This is a genomic window from Pseudomonas protegens CHA0 (genome assembly GCF_000397205.1).
In the GTDB taxonomy this organism is placed as follows: Bacteria; Pseudomonadota; Gammaproteobacteria; order Pseudomonadales; family Pseudomonadaceae; genus Aquipseudomonas; species Aquipseudomonas protegens.
This window is the reverse complement of sequence record NC_021237.1, coordinates 2,385,644-2,399,670: the sequence shown is the minus strand read 5'-3', so window position 1 is coordinate 2,399,670 and position 14,027 is coordinate 2,385,644. Positions and strand designations below refer to the sequence as shown.

Annotated in this window: 12 protein-coding genes; 4 read left to right on the top strand and 8 right to left on the bottom strand. The window is 66.0% G+C overall.

Translation table 11 applies throughout. The features are described from left to right. Positions 1 to 427 precede the first annotated feature (427 nt). Both PFLCHA0_RS10950 and PFLCHA0_RS10945 read left to right on the top strand, forming a co-directional pair. Positions 428 to 1,228, top strand: a complete 801-nt coding sequence (locus PFLCHA0_RS10950) for a helix-turn-helix transcriptional regulator (protein WP_011060444.1) — start codon at positions 428 to 430, stop codon at positions 1,226 to 1,228. 59 nt (positions 1,229 to 1,287) lie between these two features. Beyond that, on the top strand, positions 1,288 to 2,718 hold the full coding sequence (locus PFLCHA0_RS10945; RefSeq protein ID WP_015634931.1) for an efflux transporter outer membrane subunit: 1,431 nt from the start codon (positions 1,288 to 1,290) through the stop codon (positions 2,716 to 2,718). A gap of 352 nt (positions 2,719 to 3,070) precedes the next feature. On the opposite strand, the gene aepX is transcribed toward PFLCHA0_RS10945, so the two are convergent. The 4 genes from aepX to PFLCHA0_RS10925 form a co-directional block, all read right to left on the bottom strand. Beyond that, positions 3,071 to 3,961, bottom strand: a complete 891-nt coding sequence (gene aepX / locus PFLCHA0_RS10940; RefSeq protein ID WP_011060442.1) for a phosphoenolpyruvate mutase — start codon at positions 3,959 to 3,961, stop codon at positions 3,071 to 3,073. Between the two features lie 42 nt (positions 3,962 to 4,003). Continuing rightward, entirely contained in the window at positions 4,004 to 5,389 is a 1,386-nt protein-coding gene (gene fumC, locus PFLCHA0_RS10935) for a class II fumarate hydratase (protein ID WP_011060441.1), read from the bottom strand. Between the two features lie 81 nt (positions 5,390 to 5,470). Continuing rightward, positions 5,471 to 6,301 carry a hypothetical protein gene (locus PFLCHA0_RS10930; protein ID WP_015634930.1) on the bottom strand — a complete coding sequence of 277 codons (831 nt, stop codon included), beginning with the start codon at positions 6,299 to 6,301 and terminating at the stop codon, positions 5,471 to 5,473. 120 nt (positions 6,302 to 6,421) lie between these two features. Then, positions 6,422 to 7,651, bottom strand: coding sequence for a pyridoxal phosphate-dependent aminotransferase (locus PFLCHA0_RS10925; protein WP_015634929.1), 1,230 nt, complete (start codon positions 7,649 to 7,651; stop codon positions 6,422 to 6,424). 166 nt (positions 7,652 to 7,817) lie between these two features. On the opposite strand from PFLCHA0_RS10925, the gene PFLCHA0_RS10920 reads away from it, so the two are divergent. After that, positions 7,818 to 8,753 (top strand): LysR substrate-binding domain-containing protein, encoded by a 936-nt coding sequence (locus tag PFLCHA0_RS10920; RefSeq protein WP_011060438.1) that lies wholly within the window; start codon positions 7,818 to 7,820, stop codon positions 8,751 to 8,753. A gap of 71 nt (positions 8,754 to 8,824) precedes the next feature. On the opposite strand, the gene PFLCHA0_RS10915 is transcribed toward PFLCHA0_RS10920, so the two are convergent. The 3 genes from PFLCHA0_RS10915 to PFLCHA0_RS10905 form a co-directional block, all read right to left on the bottom strand. After that, positions 8,825 to 10,060, bottom strand: coding sequence for an MFS transporter (locus PFLCHA0_RS10915; protein ID WP_011060437.1), 1,236 nt, complete (start codon positions 10,058 to 10,060; stop codon positions 8,825 to 8,827). 102 nt (positions 10,061 to 10,162) lie between these two features. Beyond that, a complete protein-coding gene (locus PFLCHA0_RS10910; RefSeq protein ID WP_011060436.1) occupies positions 10,163 to 10,987 on the bottom strand; it encodes a hypothetical protein in 825 nt (274 codons plus the stop codon). A gap of 2 nt (positions 10,988 to 10,989) precedes the next feature. Continuing rightward, positions 10,990 to 12,216, bottom strand: a complete 1,227-nt coding sequence (locus tag PFLCHA0_RS10905) for an MFS transporter (protein ID WP_011060435.1) — start codon at positions 12,214 to 12,216, stop codon at positions 10,990 to 10,992. 95 nt (positions 12,217 to 12,311) lie between these two features. Here PFLCHA0_RS10905 and PFLCHA0_RS10900 point away from each other — a divergent pair, with 95 nt between their 5' ends. After that, the gene (locus PFLCHA0_RS10900; protein ID WP_011060434.1) at positions 12,312 to 13,229 is read left to right on the top strand and encodes a LysR family transcriptional regulator; all 918 of its coding nucleotides are present in this window, start codon (positions 12,312 to 12,314) and stop codon (positions 13,227 to 13,229) included. Here PFLCHA0_RS10900 and PFLCHA0_RS10895 read toward each other — a convergent pair whose 3' ends face one another. Further along, on the bottom strand, positions 13,230 to 13,928 hold the full coding sequence (locus PFLCHA0_RS10895) for a pentapeptide repeat-containing protein (protein WP_015634928.1): 699 nt from the start codon (positions 13,926 to 13,928) through the stop codon (positions 13,230 to 13,232). Positions 13,929 to 14,027: the final 99 nt, after the last annotated feature.

Genomic DNA, 14,027 nt, shown 5'->3' with positions numbered 1-14,027 from the left:
GTATGTCACCCGAAACCCGGACAGTTCCGGCCCCGGTCGGCCACCTCGGGCAGCACCGCGCCGGGCTGTTGCAGCAGCTCTGCTGATCAGCTGAATCGGCTGTAGGAAATTGGCTACGCGTGAACGACGCTCATGGCCTGACGGAGGGCTTTTGCGTTCCACCGCAGGCTTGCCCCTCGGGCAACCTTGACGCCGGGAAACACCCCGCCGGCGGGCGCGACGGGACCGTCGCAAGGGCTTGACCCAGAGCCTTGGCGAGGCCCTGGCAGGGCCATGATGTCCCGGTTTCCCCCTACAGACGCCAGGCAAAGCCATAGGCTTAAATCAACGCCCGAGAACTGGATCAGGTTCATCGGGAATCTGCCACGGCATGCCGCGGCAAGCGCGCGTCGATCAGCGATTTGTCTCGATCAAGGATGATAAGGATATGAGTCTGACCAGCAGTATTGCGAACCTGGAAACCCCGCACTTCTACTTCGAACTGGGGCAGTTGATTTCCAGCTCCGGCCACCCGCAGTTCGCCAGCGAAATGCTGCAACTGGTGGACAAGCTGGTGCCACTGACCCAACTGGTACTCAGCGAATGGACCCTGGACGAACGCCAGGCCAGCCCCCTGGCCATTACCCTGCTGGGCCGCGCCGGGCTGCACAAGGACCTGCCACTGCCGGAGCCGCCGCGACGCCATGACCCGCTGCTGCAGCAGATGCTGGAAATGGACGACTCGCTGCTGATTCAAATGAATGCCCAGGCCCGCAGCGGCCCTTCCCGCACCACCGCGCACCAATGCCACCTGGTCTCGCGCAAAGCCAATCGCCGCTGTGTCATCGCCCTCTACCGGGCTCCCGACCAGGGCGGCTTTTCCCTGTCCGAACTGTCGTTTCTCAAGAGCCTGTCGCAGACCCTGCTGCCGTTGCTGGAACGCCACGCCCAGCTGCACCGGCAACAGGCCCTGAAGAACCTGCGCAGCTGGAGTGCCAAGCCCGCCGATGCCTTGCAGCAGACACCGCTGCAACGGGAGTTCGATGAGCGCCTGTCCCTGGGTGACATCACCCTCTCGGCGCGGGAAAAGGAAGTCTGCCTGGGGTTGCTGACCGGCGGCACCGTGCCGGAAATGGCCCAGCGCCTGAGCGTCAAGAACAGCTCGGTGGAAACCTACCTCAAGCGCGCCGCCGCCAAGCTCGGGGTCAGCGGCCGTCACGGGCTGGCCAAGTGGATGGTCGGCGCCTGAAACCGCCCGCACGCCCCTGGCTGTCCGCCATCAGGATGTGCTTGTCACGAGGCTGATCAATGCGTAACTCCCCACTGACCCTGGCGGCCCTGGCCCTGGCCCTCGGCGGCTGCTCCCTGGCCCCGGACTACCAGCGCCCGACCGCTCCCGTGGCGCCCCAGTACCCACAGGGCGCAGCCTTCGCCCCCGCTGCCGGCAACCCGGGGGCCGACTGGCAGGGACTGTTCCAGGACCCGTTGCTGCAGCAATTGATTCACAGCGCCCTGCAGAACAACCGCGACCTGCGGGTGGCGGCGCTGAATGTCGCGGCCTACCAGGCCCAGTACCGCATCCAGCGTGCCGACCTGTTCCCGGCGGTGAGCGCCGGCGCCTCGGGCAAGCGCCAGCGCCTGCCGGAACAGATGACCGGCAGCAAGGCACTGATCAGCTCCAGCTACTCCGCCAACCTGGGCATCAGTGCCTATGAGCTGGACTTCTTCGGGCGCATCCGCAGCCTCAGCCAGCAGGCGCTGATGACCTATCTGTCCAGCGAAGAGGCACGGCGCAGCGCGCAGTTGAGCCTGGTGGCCAATGTCGCCACGGCCTACCTGAGCTGGTGTGCCGACCAGGAGCTGCTGGAGCTGACCCGCAAGACCCTGGCCGCGGACGAACAGAGCCTGCGCCTGACCGCCCGCAATGGCAGCGCCGGCAAGATCTCGGCCCTGGACGTGGCCCAGGCCCGCACCAGCGTCGACAGTGCCCGCGCCAGCCTGGCCCGCTACCAGCGCCAGGTGGCCCAGGACCTGAACAACCTGACGCTGCTGGTGGGGGCACCGCTGCCCGACGCCCTGCCCCGGCGCGGGCTGGCCGAGGGCATGCTGGCCCAGGTGCCCGCGGGCCTGCCCTCGGACCTGCTGCAGCGGCGCCCGGACATTCTCCAGGCCGAGTACCAGTTGCAGGCCGCCAACGCCAATATAGGCGCGGCCCGTGCAGCGTTCTTCCCCAGCGTCAGCCTGACCGCCAACGCCGGCAGCGCCAGCAAGGAGCTGTCCGGGCTGTTCAAGGGCGGTGCCGGGGCCTGGACCTTCCAGCCGCAGATCAACCTGCCGATCTTCAATGCCGGCAGCCTGCGGGCCAGCCTGGATTACGCCCGGCTGCAGAAGGACATCAGCGTCGCCCAGTATGAAAAGGCCATCCAGACCGCCTTCCAGGAAGTCGCCGACGGCCTGGCCGCGCGCCAGACCTTCCAGCAGCAACTGAGTGCCCAGCACAGCCTGGTGCAGGCCAGCCAGGACTACTACAACCTGGCCGAGCACCGCTACCGCATCGGCGTCGACAGCAACCTGGTGTTCCTCGATGCCCAGCGCTCGCTGTTCAGCGCCCAGCAAGGGCTGATCAATGACCGCCTGGCGCAGTTGCTGGCCGAGGTAAATCTGTTCCGGGCCCTGGGTGGTGCCTGGGAGGATGGCGCGCAGGCACCGAGCCTGGCCCGCGCCCAGACCTTGCCCTGAGCCACTGGCGATGGCCGGGTATCAGGGGGCTGGGGCGATGAGAGGTTGGGGGGATGTGGGGACCGGGGCCATGAGTGCCCCACGCTGTAGAACCAACCCGGTCAGCCTGGGCAGTAGGCGAAACATGGACCGGGCAGGCAGGTACAGCCGTGTTGCAGCCCGCCCTGACCAACCACCGCCATTCAGCGTGTTGCCTGTGGTAGCTGGCCGGGCGAACGGGGAGCGAGTCTAGACAGCGCCCCCCACAGCGTCTGTAGGAAAATTCTGAATTCAGAACGTTCCGAATCTCGGAGTGGAATCGGATAAAGCACGCCCGTTCCACGGCCCTGCGAAGGGGGTTGGCCGCGAGTGCCTAACGGGTGCCCGGCACCAGGTCGAGGATCTCGTCGATGCCCAGGCACCGCGGCTCCACCTCCAGGGTCCGGCCATGCTCGAGAATCCCCACCGCCACATCACGCATGGCCATGTAGGCACTGCGCAGCATGTGGTTGGCGTAGATCACCGCGTTGAAGCCCGCCCCCTCCAGCTCGTCGAAACTCAAGTGAGCGTAGCTGGTGGGCACACAGATCAGCGGCACACGCGGGCAGTGGCGGCGGAACAACCGGGCGAACTCGAGGATCTCCAGGCCGTCCTTCTTGCGGCTGTGGATCATGATCCCGTCGGCGCCGGCCGCGACATAGGCCAGGCAGCGCTCGATGGCATCGTCCATGCCCTTGTCGAGGATCAGGCTTTCACAACGGGCGATGATCAGCAGATCCTCGTGGCTGCGGTTGGCGCAGCCCACGCGGATCTTTTCGCAGAACTCCTCGATGGAGTCCTGGAGCTGGCTCACCGCGTTGCCGAACAGCGAGTTCTTCTTCAGCCCGCACTTGTCCTCGATCACCACCGCCGAGACCCCGGCCCGGTCCAGCATCTTCACGTGGATGGCGAAGTGCTCGGCCTTGCCCCCGGTATCGCCGTCGAAAATCATCGGCAACGAACACACATCGAAGATCTCGCGGATGCCGTGCAAGCGGTTGCTCGGCGAGAGGATCTCGATGTCCGGCAGGCCCTTGTGGGTCGAGTCGGTAAGGGAGCTGGACCAGATGGCGTCGTAGACCAGGCTCGGTCCGCTGCCCCGCTCCAGCCTGGATTGCTCCGCCAGCAGAGCGGAGATCGGGCTGTGGGCTTCGAGCACGCGAAGGCAGCGCTTGCGGCGCAGCAACTGGCTCAGGTTGGTTCGGCGAATATCAGCTTCCTGCATGGGATTCACACGCCTCTTGTGGTTGGGGAACACCGGGTTCGCTCAGGGGTGGGTCATGTCCAGGGCCACCACGTAGCGGTCGAAATCCGCCGCCGAGACATAGCCCAGCTGCTGGGCCACTTCCCGCAGCGACTTGCCCTCGTGGTGGGCGGTCTTGGCGATGATCGCGGCCTTGTCATAGCCGATGTGGCGGTTGAGGGCGGTCACCAGCATCAGGTTCTTCTCGATATTGGCCTCGATGCGCGCCCGGTTCGGCTCGATGCCCACCGCGCAGTGGTCGTTGAAGGCCCGGCAGGACTCGGCCAGCAAGGTGATGCTTTCCAGCACGTTGTGCACCATCACCGGCTTGTAGACGTTGAGCTGGAAATTGCCCTGGCTGCCGGCGAAGGCCACGGTGGCGTCGTTGCCGAAGACCTGGGTACAGACCATGGTCAGCGCCTCGCACTGGGTCGGGTTGACCTTGCCCGGCATGATCGAGGAGCCCGGCTCGTTCTCTGGAATGTCGATCTCGCCGATGCCGCAGCGCGGCCCGCTGGCCAGCCAGCGCACGTCGTTGGCGATCTTCATCAGGGCCATGGCCAGGGTGCGGATCGCCGCCGAGGTGTTGATCAGCGCGTCATGGGCCGACAGGGCGAAGAACTTGTTGGCGCAGGACTTGAACGGGTAGCCGGTGAGCTCGGCGATGATTCGTGCGCACTCGTCGCCGAACTGCGGGTGGGAGTTGAGCCCGGTGCCCACCGCCGTGCCGCCGATGGCCAGGTCGTAGAGGCCGGTGAGGTTGTGCTGGATGGCCGCCAGGGCATAGTCGATCTGCTCGACCCAGCCACCGATCTCCTGGCCCAGGGTGATGGGGGTGGCGTCCTGCAAGTGGGTGCGTCCGACCTTGACCACATCGCGGTACTGCTCGGCCTTCTCGAACAGCGTGTCGCGCAGCACCGAGACGCCCGGCAGCAGGGTTTCGAAGATCTCCGTCACCACCACCATGTACATCGCCGTGGGGAAGGTGTCGTTGGACGACTGGCCACGGTTGACGTGGTCGTTGGGGTGGATCGGCTTCTTGCTGCCCAGCTCGCCGCCGAGCATCTCGATGGCCCGGTTGGCGATCACTTCGTTGGCGTTCATGTTGGACTGGGTGCCGGAACCGGTCTGGAACACCACCAGCGGGAAATGCTCGTCCAGTTGCCCGCTGATCACCTCATCCGCCGCCTTGACGATGGGCAGCGCAATGGCTTCCGGCAGCTCGCCGAGCTTGAGGTTGGCCAGGGCCGCGGCCTTCTTCAGGATGCCCATGCTGCGGATCATCGGCGCCCCCCACTGGAAGCGTGCACGGCCAATGGGGAAGTTGTGGATGGAGCGTTCGGTCTGGGCTCCCCAGTACTTGTTGGACGGTACCGAAATGGAACCCATCGAGTCGGATTCAAGACGCATGTGGGTAGTTCTCCAATAAATGAATGAGGGTCCGGCCTGCGGTGCCGGGCAGGCGCCCTGCCCGGCCTGGTTGGCAGGCGCTTATTCCTTGAGTACGGAGGCCATCTTCTCCAGGTGCTGGCAGGCGCGCAGCACGTACTCATCGGACAGCGCTGCGATGCGCCGGTAGTTGACCTGCTGGCCGGTGGCCTGGGTGTAGAGCTTCAGGGCGTCGGTGGCGTGGCGGAAATGCCGGGCCTCGACGGCGCCGCAGTGAACGCTGAGGAAGCCGGCGATGCGGTTGGCTTCCCCGGCGGGGTAACCGCAGGATTCGCGCAGCCAGTTCTTCCACAGTGGCGTCATCAGGTTGTACTCGCCGGTGTTGAACAGCTCGGTCAGGGCCATCATCTCCAGGGCTTCCACCAGGTTCGGGGCCAGCGGGCGCTTCTCGCCGACCCAGGTGGAGAACTCCTTGGTGATGGGGTTCAGGTACTTGTCCTGCAGGCGCCAGTTGTCCGAGCCGCAGATGGCCGAGGCCATGCGGTGGTAGAGCTTGGAATGGTGGGGATGGCCGTGCATCTCACCCAGGCCGACGTCCTCGACGATGATCTCGCCGCAGTGCCGGGCCGCCTCCAGCAGCTTGAGCTTGTTGTCATCACCGGGCAGGTCCTCGGACTCCTGCAGCAGCCGCACGATGATGCTGGACACCGCATGGGCCGCGCCATCCGGGCTGCGCCAGCCGCAGAAAAAGGTGCACAGCGAGTCCTCGGACCACTTGCGCGAGGTCATGCGCTGGTAGGTCAGGCAGTAGCCGTCCAGCTTGTCGGGGTGGTTTTCAAAGCCCGTCAGCAGGGCCTCCACCAGGTTGCGGTCCTCGACATCCACCAGGGCCTGGTGCACGTAGCCGATGAACTCCTTGCGGGAACTCTCCATGTTTTTCTCCTGTAATTGTTCTTCACTTCACGGACAACAAGATGAACGACGCCGGCCCGGGCCACGGCGGGCTCGGGAACGGGCTTGATCCCCCTGGGGGCTGGGCTGCCGGGAGCCGCTTCAGTCGATGACGATCGCCGAGATGAACTGGGCGAAACGGCCCAGGCCCTCGATCAGTTCCTCATATTCCACGGCGTAGGAAATGCGGATGCAGTGGGGGTCGCCACAACCGGAGCCGGGCACCACCGCGATGTGCGCCTCGGTCAGCAGCAGGTCGGCCAGGTGATCCACATCGCGCACCGCTTCGCCGTGGTAGTAGCCGCCGAGCCGGGAAGAGACATCGATATACAGGTAGAAGGCGCCTTCCGGCGGCGCATAGCTCACCCCTTCCAGACGGTCGAGGTAGGTGCGTGCGGCGTGCAGCTGGCGTTGCAGGAACGGGTTGACCAGGTCGGCAAAGTGCGACGAATCGGCGTTCAGGGTATTGAGCGCGGCGTACTGGGACAGGCTGCTGGGGTTTGAGGTGGTGTGCCCCTGCAGGTTGTGCATGGCCGCGATCACCGGCGCCGGGGCGCAGGCGTAGCCGACCCGCCAGCCGGTCACCGCCTGGCTCTTGGAGAAGGAATCGATCAGCACCGTCTGCCCTTTCAATGCCGGGCACAGCGCCAGGATGTTGTGGTGCTCGTGGCCTTGGCGCACCAGGCCGCGATAGCACTCGTCAAACATCACCCACAGTTGCCGCTCCTGGGCCATCTGGGCGATGGCCAGCAGTTGCTCGCGTTCATAGACGGTGCCGGTGGGATTGTTGGGGGTGTTGATGACGATCATCCGGGTGCGCTCGGTGAGCGCGCCACGCACCGCGTCCACCGTCAGCCGGTAGTGGTCGGCGCGGGTCTGGACGCACACCGGAGTGGCGCCGGCCAGGCGGATCTGGGTGGGAAAGGTTTCCCAGTACGGAGTTGGCACTATCACCTCGTCCCCGGGATTAAGCAGCACCATGCAGGCGTTGTAGAGCGCCTGCTTGGCCCCGGCGGTGACCGCCACTTCATTGGCGGCGAACGCAGCCCCGGTGCGCTGGCTGACCCGTTGCGCGAGCTTCTCGCGCAGGGCCGGCAGGCCGATGGGCGGGGTGTAGCGATTGCGCGCATTGGCGATGGCTTCGATGGCCCCGGCGCGCATGTCCTCGCAGGCATCGAAGGACAATTCGCCGGCGGCGAAATTGATCACCTTGATCCCGCTTTCCTTCAGGGCGTTGGCTTTGCTGCGCATGCTCGAGGTGCCTGGAGCACTGAGGCCCAGCGCACGCTGGGACAAGGAAAAACGGACGGCCGTGGCTTCGCTGCTTGTCATTTTTGTACCTGCGAAAACAATCGGAAAACAGAGTGAACCGAGCCTGTACCCATGCGCCTGCGGCAACTTGGAAAGCTGGTCTAGGCTGGTCGTCTTACATTCTGATGACAGTCGCAAATAGCGGCCAATACTGTTTGCGTCGTGATTGATACTGGAAAAACAAGAAATGCTAGAGCTCCGTCGTCTGCGTTATTTCGTCACCGTTGCCGATGAATTGCACTTCGGCCGCGCCGCCCTGCGCCTGCGGATCGCCCAACCGCCGCTGACCCGGCATATCGCCGCCCTGGAGGCGCGCCTGGGCATCCGCCTGTTCGAACGCTCGACCCGCACCGTGTGCCTGACCCCGGAGGGTGAACTGTTCCTGCAGCAGGCCCGGGGGGTGATCAGTGCCGTCGGCGAGGCCGAGGCCACCGCGCGCAAGATCGCCCATGGCGCCATCGGCCGTATCGTCATCGGCTATGCCAGCTCGATTCCCCTGTCCAACGCTTTCTCCGAGATGATCCGCAACACCAGCCGCAGCCTGCCGGAGGTGGAGCTGGCGTTTCGCGAGGTGTCCACCGCCAGCCAGCGCCAGCAGTTGATCGATGGCAGCCTGGATATCGGCTTTGGCTGGGGGGCGCCCAACTTGCCGGCCCACGGTTTGCAGTCGCTGGTGAGTTCGCGCGATTCCCTGGTGGTGGCGGTGCCGTCGCGCAGCGCCTTCGCCGGCAGGAGCAGCCTGGGGTTTTGCGAACTGGCGGGGGAATCCTTCGTGACCTTTCCCAGCGCCTACGGATCGGCCCTGAACACCGCCCTGGAGGACCTCTGCGCCCACAGCGGGATCATCCCGCGCCTGGGGCCCACGGCGTCGCAGATGACCACCCTGGTGTCCCTGGTGGCGGCGGAGCGCGGGGTGGCCGTGGTGCCCGACTACACCGCGACCCTGCAGCGTCCCGGGGTGGTCTATGTGCCGCTGGCCGAGCCCTATGTGCTGGAACAGACGGTCAGTTGGCGCACGCCCCTGGGGTCGCGCTGCCTGGAGCGCTTCGTCGAACTGGCCAGGACCCTGGCAGCGCCGCTGCCGGCCCCTGCCGCGGGGCCCGAATGGCGCCTGCGCGGCTAGCGCTCCACCAGCAAGCAGCAGGCCCGGACAATCCCGCGCCGGGCCTGCGCTGTCAGGGCATTGGCGGGACCTCAGCCGGGGCTGGGCAAGGACCGGGCGTCGGCGTCCAGGCCACGCTGCACGTACCAGGACAGCGGCAGGGTCAGCAGCAGGGTCGCGGCCAGGGCCATCACCGCCAGGGGAATGCCGGTGACGTCGCCGAGGCTGCCGAACAGCACCGGCGCCAGTGCCCCGCCGCCGATGGTGCCGGTGTAGAACAGCGAGAACGCCTGCTCGCGCTTGCCCGCCCCCGCCAGGTCCGGCACCGCGCCATAGAGCACCGACGAGGTGCCGTTCAGCGCCAGCCCCAGCAGCGGCAGCATCACCATCAACCCCACATAGGGCAGGAATACCGCCAGCACGATCAGGCTGGCGGTGGTGAACTCGGTGATCCACACGGTCTTCATCATGCCGATGCGCGCCCCGAGGTAGCCGCACAGCAGCTTGCCGAAAGCGCCACCGACGAACAGCAGGGTCAGGGCCAGGCCGATACCGGCGGTGCCGGCGCCCTTGGCCTTGAGCAGGAACGGCAGGAAGGTCAGGAAACCCATGCGTACCGCACTGTCCAGGGTGCCGGTGAGGATCAGTGCCCGCAGGCCGCCGACCGAGCCCTGGCCCTTGACCGTCTTCGGCGCCTTTTCCTGCATGGCCAGGGTCGCCGCCCGGGACGGGATCAGCCACCACAGCGCCAGCGCAGCGGCCAACCCCAGGAGGCCGATCAGGGTCACGCTGGCACGCCAGCTGATCACGGTCAGCAGCAGCCCCACCAACCCGGGAATCAGGGTCTTGCCGATGTCCCCGGCGAAGTTGTACTGGGACAGCGCTTCCTTGACCCCGCCGCCAGCCTCGTGGGTATCGGTGATGATCGAGGACGCCAGCGGGTGCTGGGTACTGGCCCCCAGGCCGCCCAGCAGCAGCGCCAGAAGCAGCACCCCCAACCCCCCGGCCTGCCCCGCCAGCAGGTAGGCCAGCCCGGCCAGGGCAGTGCCACCCACCAGCAGGCGCTCGCGCCCCCAGCGCTTGGCTCCACGGCTGGCCAGCAACTGGAAGCCGGCCATCATCCCGGAATAGGCGCCGCGCAGCAGGCCGATCTGGGCGTAGCTCATGGCGAACTGCGCCTGCCAGATCGGCAGCAGTACATAGATCACGTCAGTCAGGCCGTCATGCACCGCGTGGGCGCCGCAACCGGCCACCAGGGAACGGCGACGCACCGACACATCGGACGCCGGCAATGCCTCCGGGGAGGCGTGATGTTTCAGGTCATTCATTGTCGAGGCAGGCTGCAAAATGAAAAGGAAGGGTCAATCAGCAACAGGATAGGCGAGCCTGGGTCAGCCACAAGCCCCGTTGCCGGGGCCGGGCCGGAGCCATCAACGCAACAGCTGGGCACAGTCGCGCATTACCCGAGCCTTGCGCTGCAGGTATTCGGCGAAGATTTCCCGCGCGGCCTGCGGGTCGACCCGCACCTGCATGGCATCGACGAACTCGTTGACCGCCGCCACCGCATGGGCGAAGTGATTGCTCTCGGTGCCGCCGGTGTGCACCGTGACCCAGGCCACGGTGGTGCGCGCCTTCTCTGCCGGCACCCCCATGTCGCGGACGAACCACTGCTTGTACAGCGGGTGGATGAACTCCACTTCGCCGTGGGTGTAGACCTCGTGGATCAGGGTGGTCAGCAGCCCCTGCAGCAGGTCGCGGTCACGCAGGCGGCGAAAATCCGTCCAGTCCTTGAAGCCCTGGGCCGAGGGCAAGCAGTTTTCCTTGAGCAGCCACTGGTCATCGCCGCAGATCGGCGTGGCCATGTTGTAGAACAGGTCCGAATGCAGGGTATTGCCCAGCGCGCCCAGGTCTTCATCGGTGATCCGCTGCAGGCTGCCGCAGGCCCGGTACAGGCCGTCGGCAGCTTCCGAGCCCTGCCCGGAGCGGGCCAGCAAGGTGATGCGGTTGGCCAGCCCGGACACACTGGTGGCGGAGTTGTTGGTCTTCGACCAGCTGGCGAAGAACTTGCGCAGCACCGCCGGCTCGTGGCGACGGGAGGTGAGCTTCTCGAAGGCATGCTCGATGTCCACCAGGGCGCCCTCTTCGCTCCAGAACGCCTCGAACAGCGCATGCTTCAAGACACTGGCCGGCATGTCGTTCAACACAGGTTCGACAATCTTCAGCAACTGGCTCTGCCGGGTCAGTACGTTATTCATGGTCACCTCACGTATTCCTTGTTGGATGATGAATCTATCGGGTTGGACGGTTCGCGAGCCGCGACCGGGGTTTGGGGTTCGAGGGGCTTCCAGCCGCCCCAGGCAATCAGCAGCGACAGCAGTTGGAACAGCACGATCAGCGCCACGCAGCCCTGCCAGCCCCAGTGGCTCCAGAGCAGGGCCGGGACCACGGCGCCAAAACTGCCGCCCAGGTAGTAGCAGGTCAGGTACAGGCCCACGGCGCCGGCCTTGTTGTGGCGGGCGGTGGCGGTGGTAAAGGAGTTGGCGGCGGCCTGGGCCAGGAACACTCCGGTGGAACTCAGGGCCAGGCCCAGCACGATCAGCCACAGCGACGGCAGCAGGGTCAGGGCCGAACCGCAGACCCCGAGCAACGCCGCGGCCACCAGCAGCTCGGCCTGGGGCCGCGACTTGCTCAGGCGCCCGGCGATGGGGATCACCACCAGGGCCAGCAGGAACACGCTGTAGATCGCGCCCAGGGCAGCAGCCCCCAGGTCGAACGGCGCCTGGCTCAGATAGAGCCCGGCGTAGGTAAAGGTGGCCACTTGCGAGAACAGCACGCAGAAGCCCACGCCGTAGGCTGCCAGCAAGGGCCGCCGGCACAGCTCGCGCAGGGCACTGAGGCCGCCGGATGCCCGGGGCGCGGTCAGGGGCGGGTTGGCCGGCAGCAGCAAATGAATGGCCACCCCGATCAGCAGGCTCAGGCCCGCGAGCAAGGCAAAGGCTTCGCGCCAGCCCACGTATTCGGTCATGAAACCGGTGACAAAACGCCCGGCAAAGCCGCCCAGCACGGTGCCGGCGACATACAGACTGGTGACTTCGGTCACGGTGCCGCCGCTCCAGCGGTCGCCGATATAGGCCACGCTGGTGGCGAACACCACCGGGATCAGCATGCCCTCCACCAGGCGCCAGACCAGCAGTTGGGTAAAGCTGCCGGCATAGGCCGCCAGCCCCGCCGGCACCGCCAGCAACAGCGCGGCCACCACAATCACCCGGCGCTGATCGAAACGCCCGGTAAAGCGGCTGACAAAGGGCGCAGTGAGGGCCACCGCCAGGGTGGTGACGGTGATGCTCCAGCCGGCTTCCCGGATGCTCACCTGAAAGCTCTGGGCAAATTCCTGGAGAATGCCCTGGGTCGCATACAGGTTGAGAAATGCCGCACAACCACACAGAAACAGGGCGATGCGCGCACAATGCTGACGCGAATTCATGAAACCTCTCGTTTTATGACCAAAGGCCTTTATAAAATACGTCGCCAAGCCAAGACCAATACCGAATTCCGACCGATCAATACCCAGGGAACAGGATGCTCGATCTACGCAAGTTGCGTTATTTTCTGACGGTCGCCGAAGAGCTGCATTTTGGTCGCGCCGCCCTGCGCCTGCACCTGGCGCAACCGCCGCTGACCCGGCAGATTTCGGCCCTGGAAACCGAACTGGGGTTTCGCCTGTTCGACCGCACCAGCCGCACCGTGACCCTCACCGCCCAGGGCCGGCATTTCCTGCCGTACGCCCGGGCCGTGCTGGAACAGGTGGACCTGGCCCAGGTCATGGCCGGCAAGCTGGCTGCAGGTTGCGCCGGGCAACTGGCCCTGGGCTACGCCAGTTCCATCGCCCTCTCGGACCTGTTCAGCCAGGCGATCCAGGCCTTCGCCCAGCGCTTCCCGGACGTGCAATTGACCCTGGTGGAAGGTGCTTCGGTCAGCCAGTGGTCGCAGATTGTCGACGGGCGCATCGACATCGGCATGAGCCGCATGCAACCGCCGAGCGAGCAGAGCGATATCCAGTCCCTGTCCCTGGGGGACGAACCGCTGGTGGCGGCGATCTCCAGCGACAGCCCCCTGGCCGCGCAGGCACAAGTGACTCTGGCCGAGCTTAGCGAGCATCCGCTGATCCTGTTTCCCGCCGACTACGGCTCGGGGCTCAACGAAGCCATCGAACAACTCTACCGACGCAACGGCCTGCCATTGCGCCCGGGCCCCAGCGGCCGGCAGATCACCTCGATCATCGCCCTGGTCGCCGCCGGCCAGGGCATTGCCCTGGTGCCCCGCTGCACCCAGACCCTGGCGAAAAAAGGCGTGACTTACCGCCCCCTCGCCGACCCCAGCGCCACCGCCCAGTTGCTGGTACTGACCCGCAAGCAGGGCCGCAGCCAGTTGGTGGAAGCCTTCATGGGGGTGCTCGACGAATTGCTGCAGGCCCAACCCGCAGCGGCCGGGCTCTAGTCAGAGCACGGTCAGGCCCAGCCCGGCCAGGAGCATGCCGGCCTGGCTGCGGGAAATGATCGCCCCCTTGAACAGCTTGGCATCCACCAGGCGCAGCCCATGCAGGCTGGCTTCGCGCAGGTCGGCGTCATCGAAGCGGGCATTGTTGACCCGGGCCATGGACAGGCTGCCGCCGTCGACAAACACCGCCTTGCGAAAGTCGCAGTAGGTCAGGTGGGCTTCGCTGAAATCGATGTTGTGCAACTGCGACTTGTAGAACGAGATACCCGAGAGCATGGCGCTGTTGAGCAGGCAGTCGGAAAAGCTCAGGCCCAGGGCCGACACGTCGCCGAAGTGGGCGCCGGTGAGCTTGCAGCCATCAAAGCTTGCATGGGCCACCTTGCTGCGCTGCCATTGCGTGTTGTTCAGGTCACAGCGTTCGAAACGGGCATCGGTAAGCACTGCAGAACGCAGGTTGGCCTGGCCGCCGCGGCAGCTGTTCCAGCGGGTATTGATCAGGTTGGCCGCGGTGAGATCGGCGCCGGTCAGCAGGCAGCGTTCGAACCAGGCGCCGGGCAGGCTGATGCGGGACAGGTCCTGGCCCCTCAGGTCCAGCCCTGCGCAGCGCAGCGGCAGCGGCTGCCCGGCGGCCAGCTCGGCCAGGGAGCGGTCCTGCAGCGCCTCGGCGTCGATAGTGAAGTAAGCGTCATGAGCCTGCATGCCCTCTCCCGAGACTGGATACGAAGGGCCGCATCTTCTGGGCGTCGGCCAGGGAGGTCAATCTTGATCTTTGCCGCGCGCTGTGAGCAATGCGCGCCC

What these genes read in the sequence shown, in the direction of transcription:
- fumC (WP_011060441.1), bottom strand. Translation starts at nt 5,389, where the DNA reads ATGCGTCTTGAATCCGACTCGATGGGTTCCATTTCGGTACCGTCCAAC.
- PFLCHA0_RS10910 (WP_011060436.1), bottom strand. Translation starts at nt 10,987, where the DNA reads ATGAATAACGTACTGACCCGGCAGAGCCAGTTGCTGAAGATTGTCGAA.
- aepX (WP_011060442.1), bottom strand. Translation starts at nt 3,961, where the DNA reads ATGCAGGAAGCTGATATTCGCCGAACCAACCTGAGCCAGTTGCTGCGC.
- PFLCHA0_RS10950 (WP_011060444.1), top strand. Translation starts at nt 428, where the DNA reads ATGAGTCTGACCAGCAGTATTGCGAACCTGGAAACCCCGCACTTCTAC.
- PFLCHA0_RS10930 (WP_015634930.1), bottom strand. Translation starts at nt 6,301, where the DNA reads ATGGAGAGTTCCCGCAAGGAGTTCATCGGCTACGTGCACCAGGCCCTG.
- PFLCHA0_RS10925 (WP_015634929.1), bottom strand. Translation starts at nt 7,651, where the DNA reads ATGACAAGCAGCGAAGCCACGGCCGTCCGTTTTTCCTTGTCCCAGCGT.
- PFLCHA0_RS10915 (WP_011060437.1), bottom strand. Translation starts at nt 10,060, where the DNA reads ATGAATGACCTGAAACATCACGCCTCCCCGGAGGCATTGCCGGCGTCC.
- PFLCHA0_RS10945 (WP_015634931.1), top strand. Translation starts at nt 1,288, where the DNA reads ATGCGTAACTCCCCACTGACCCTGGCGGCCCTGGCCCTGGCCCTCGGC.
- PFLCHA0_RS10895 (WP_015634928.1), bottom strand. Translation starts at nt 13,928, where the DNA reads ATGCAGGCTCATGACGCTTACTTCACTATCGACGCCGAGGCGCTGCAG.
- PFLCHA0_RS10920 (WP_011060438.1), top strand. Translation starts at nt 7,818, where the DNA reads ATGCTAGAGCTCCGTCGTCTGCGTTATTTCGTCACCGTTGCCGATGAA.
- PFLCHA0_RS10900 (WP_011060434.1), top strand. Translation starts at nt 12,312, where the DNA reads ATGCTCGATCTACGCAAGTTGCGTTATTTTCTGACGGTCGCCGAAGAG.
- PFLCHA0_RS10905 (WP_011060435.1), bottom strand. Translation starts at nt 12,216, where the DNA reads ATGAATTCGCGTCAGCATTGTGCGCGCATCGCCCTGTTTCTGTGTGGT.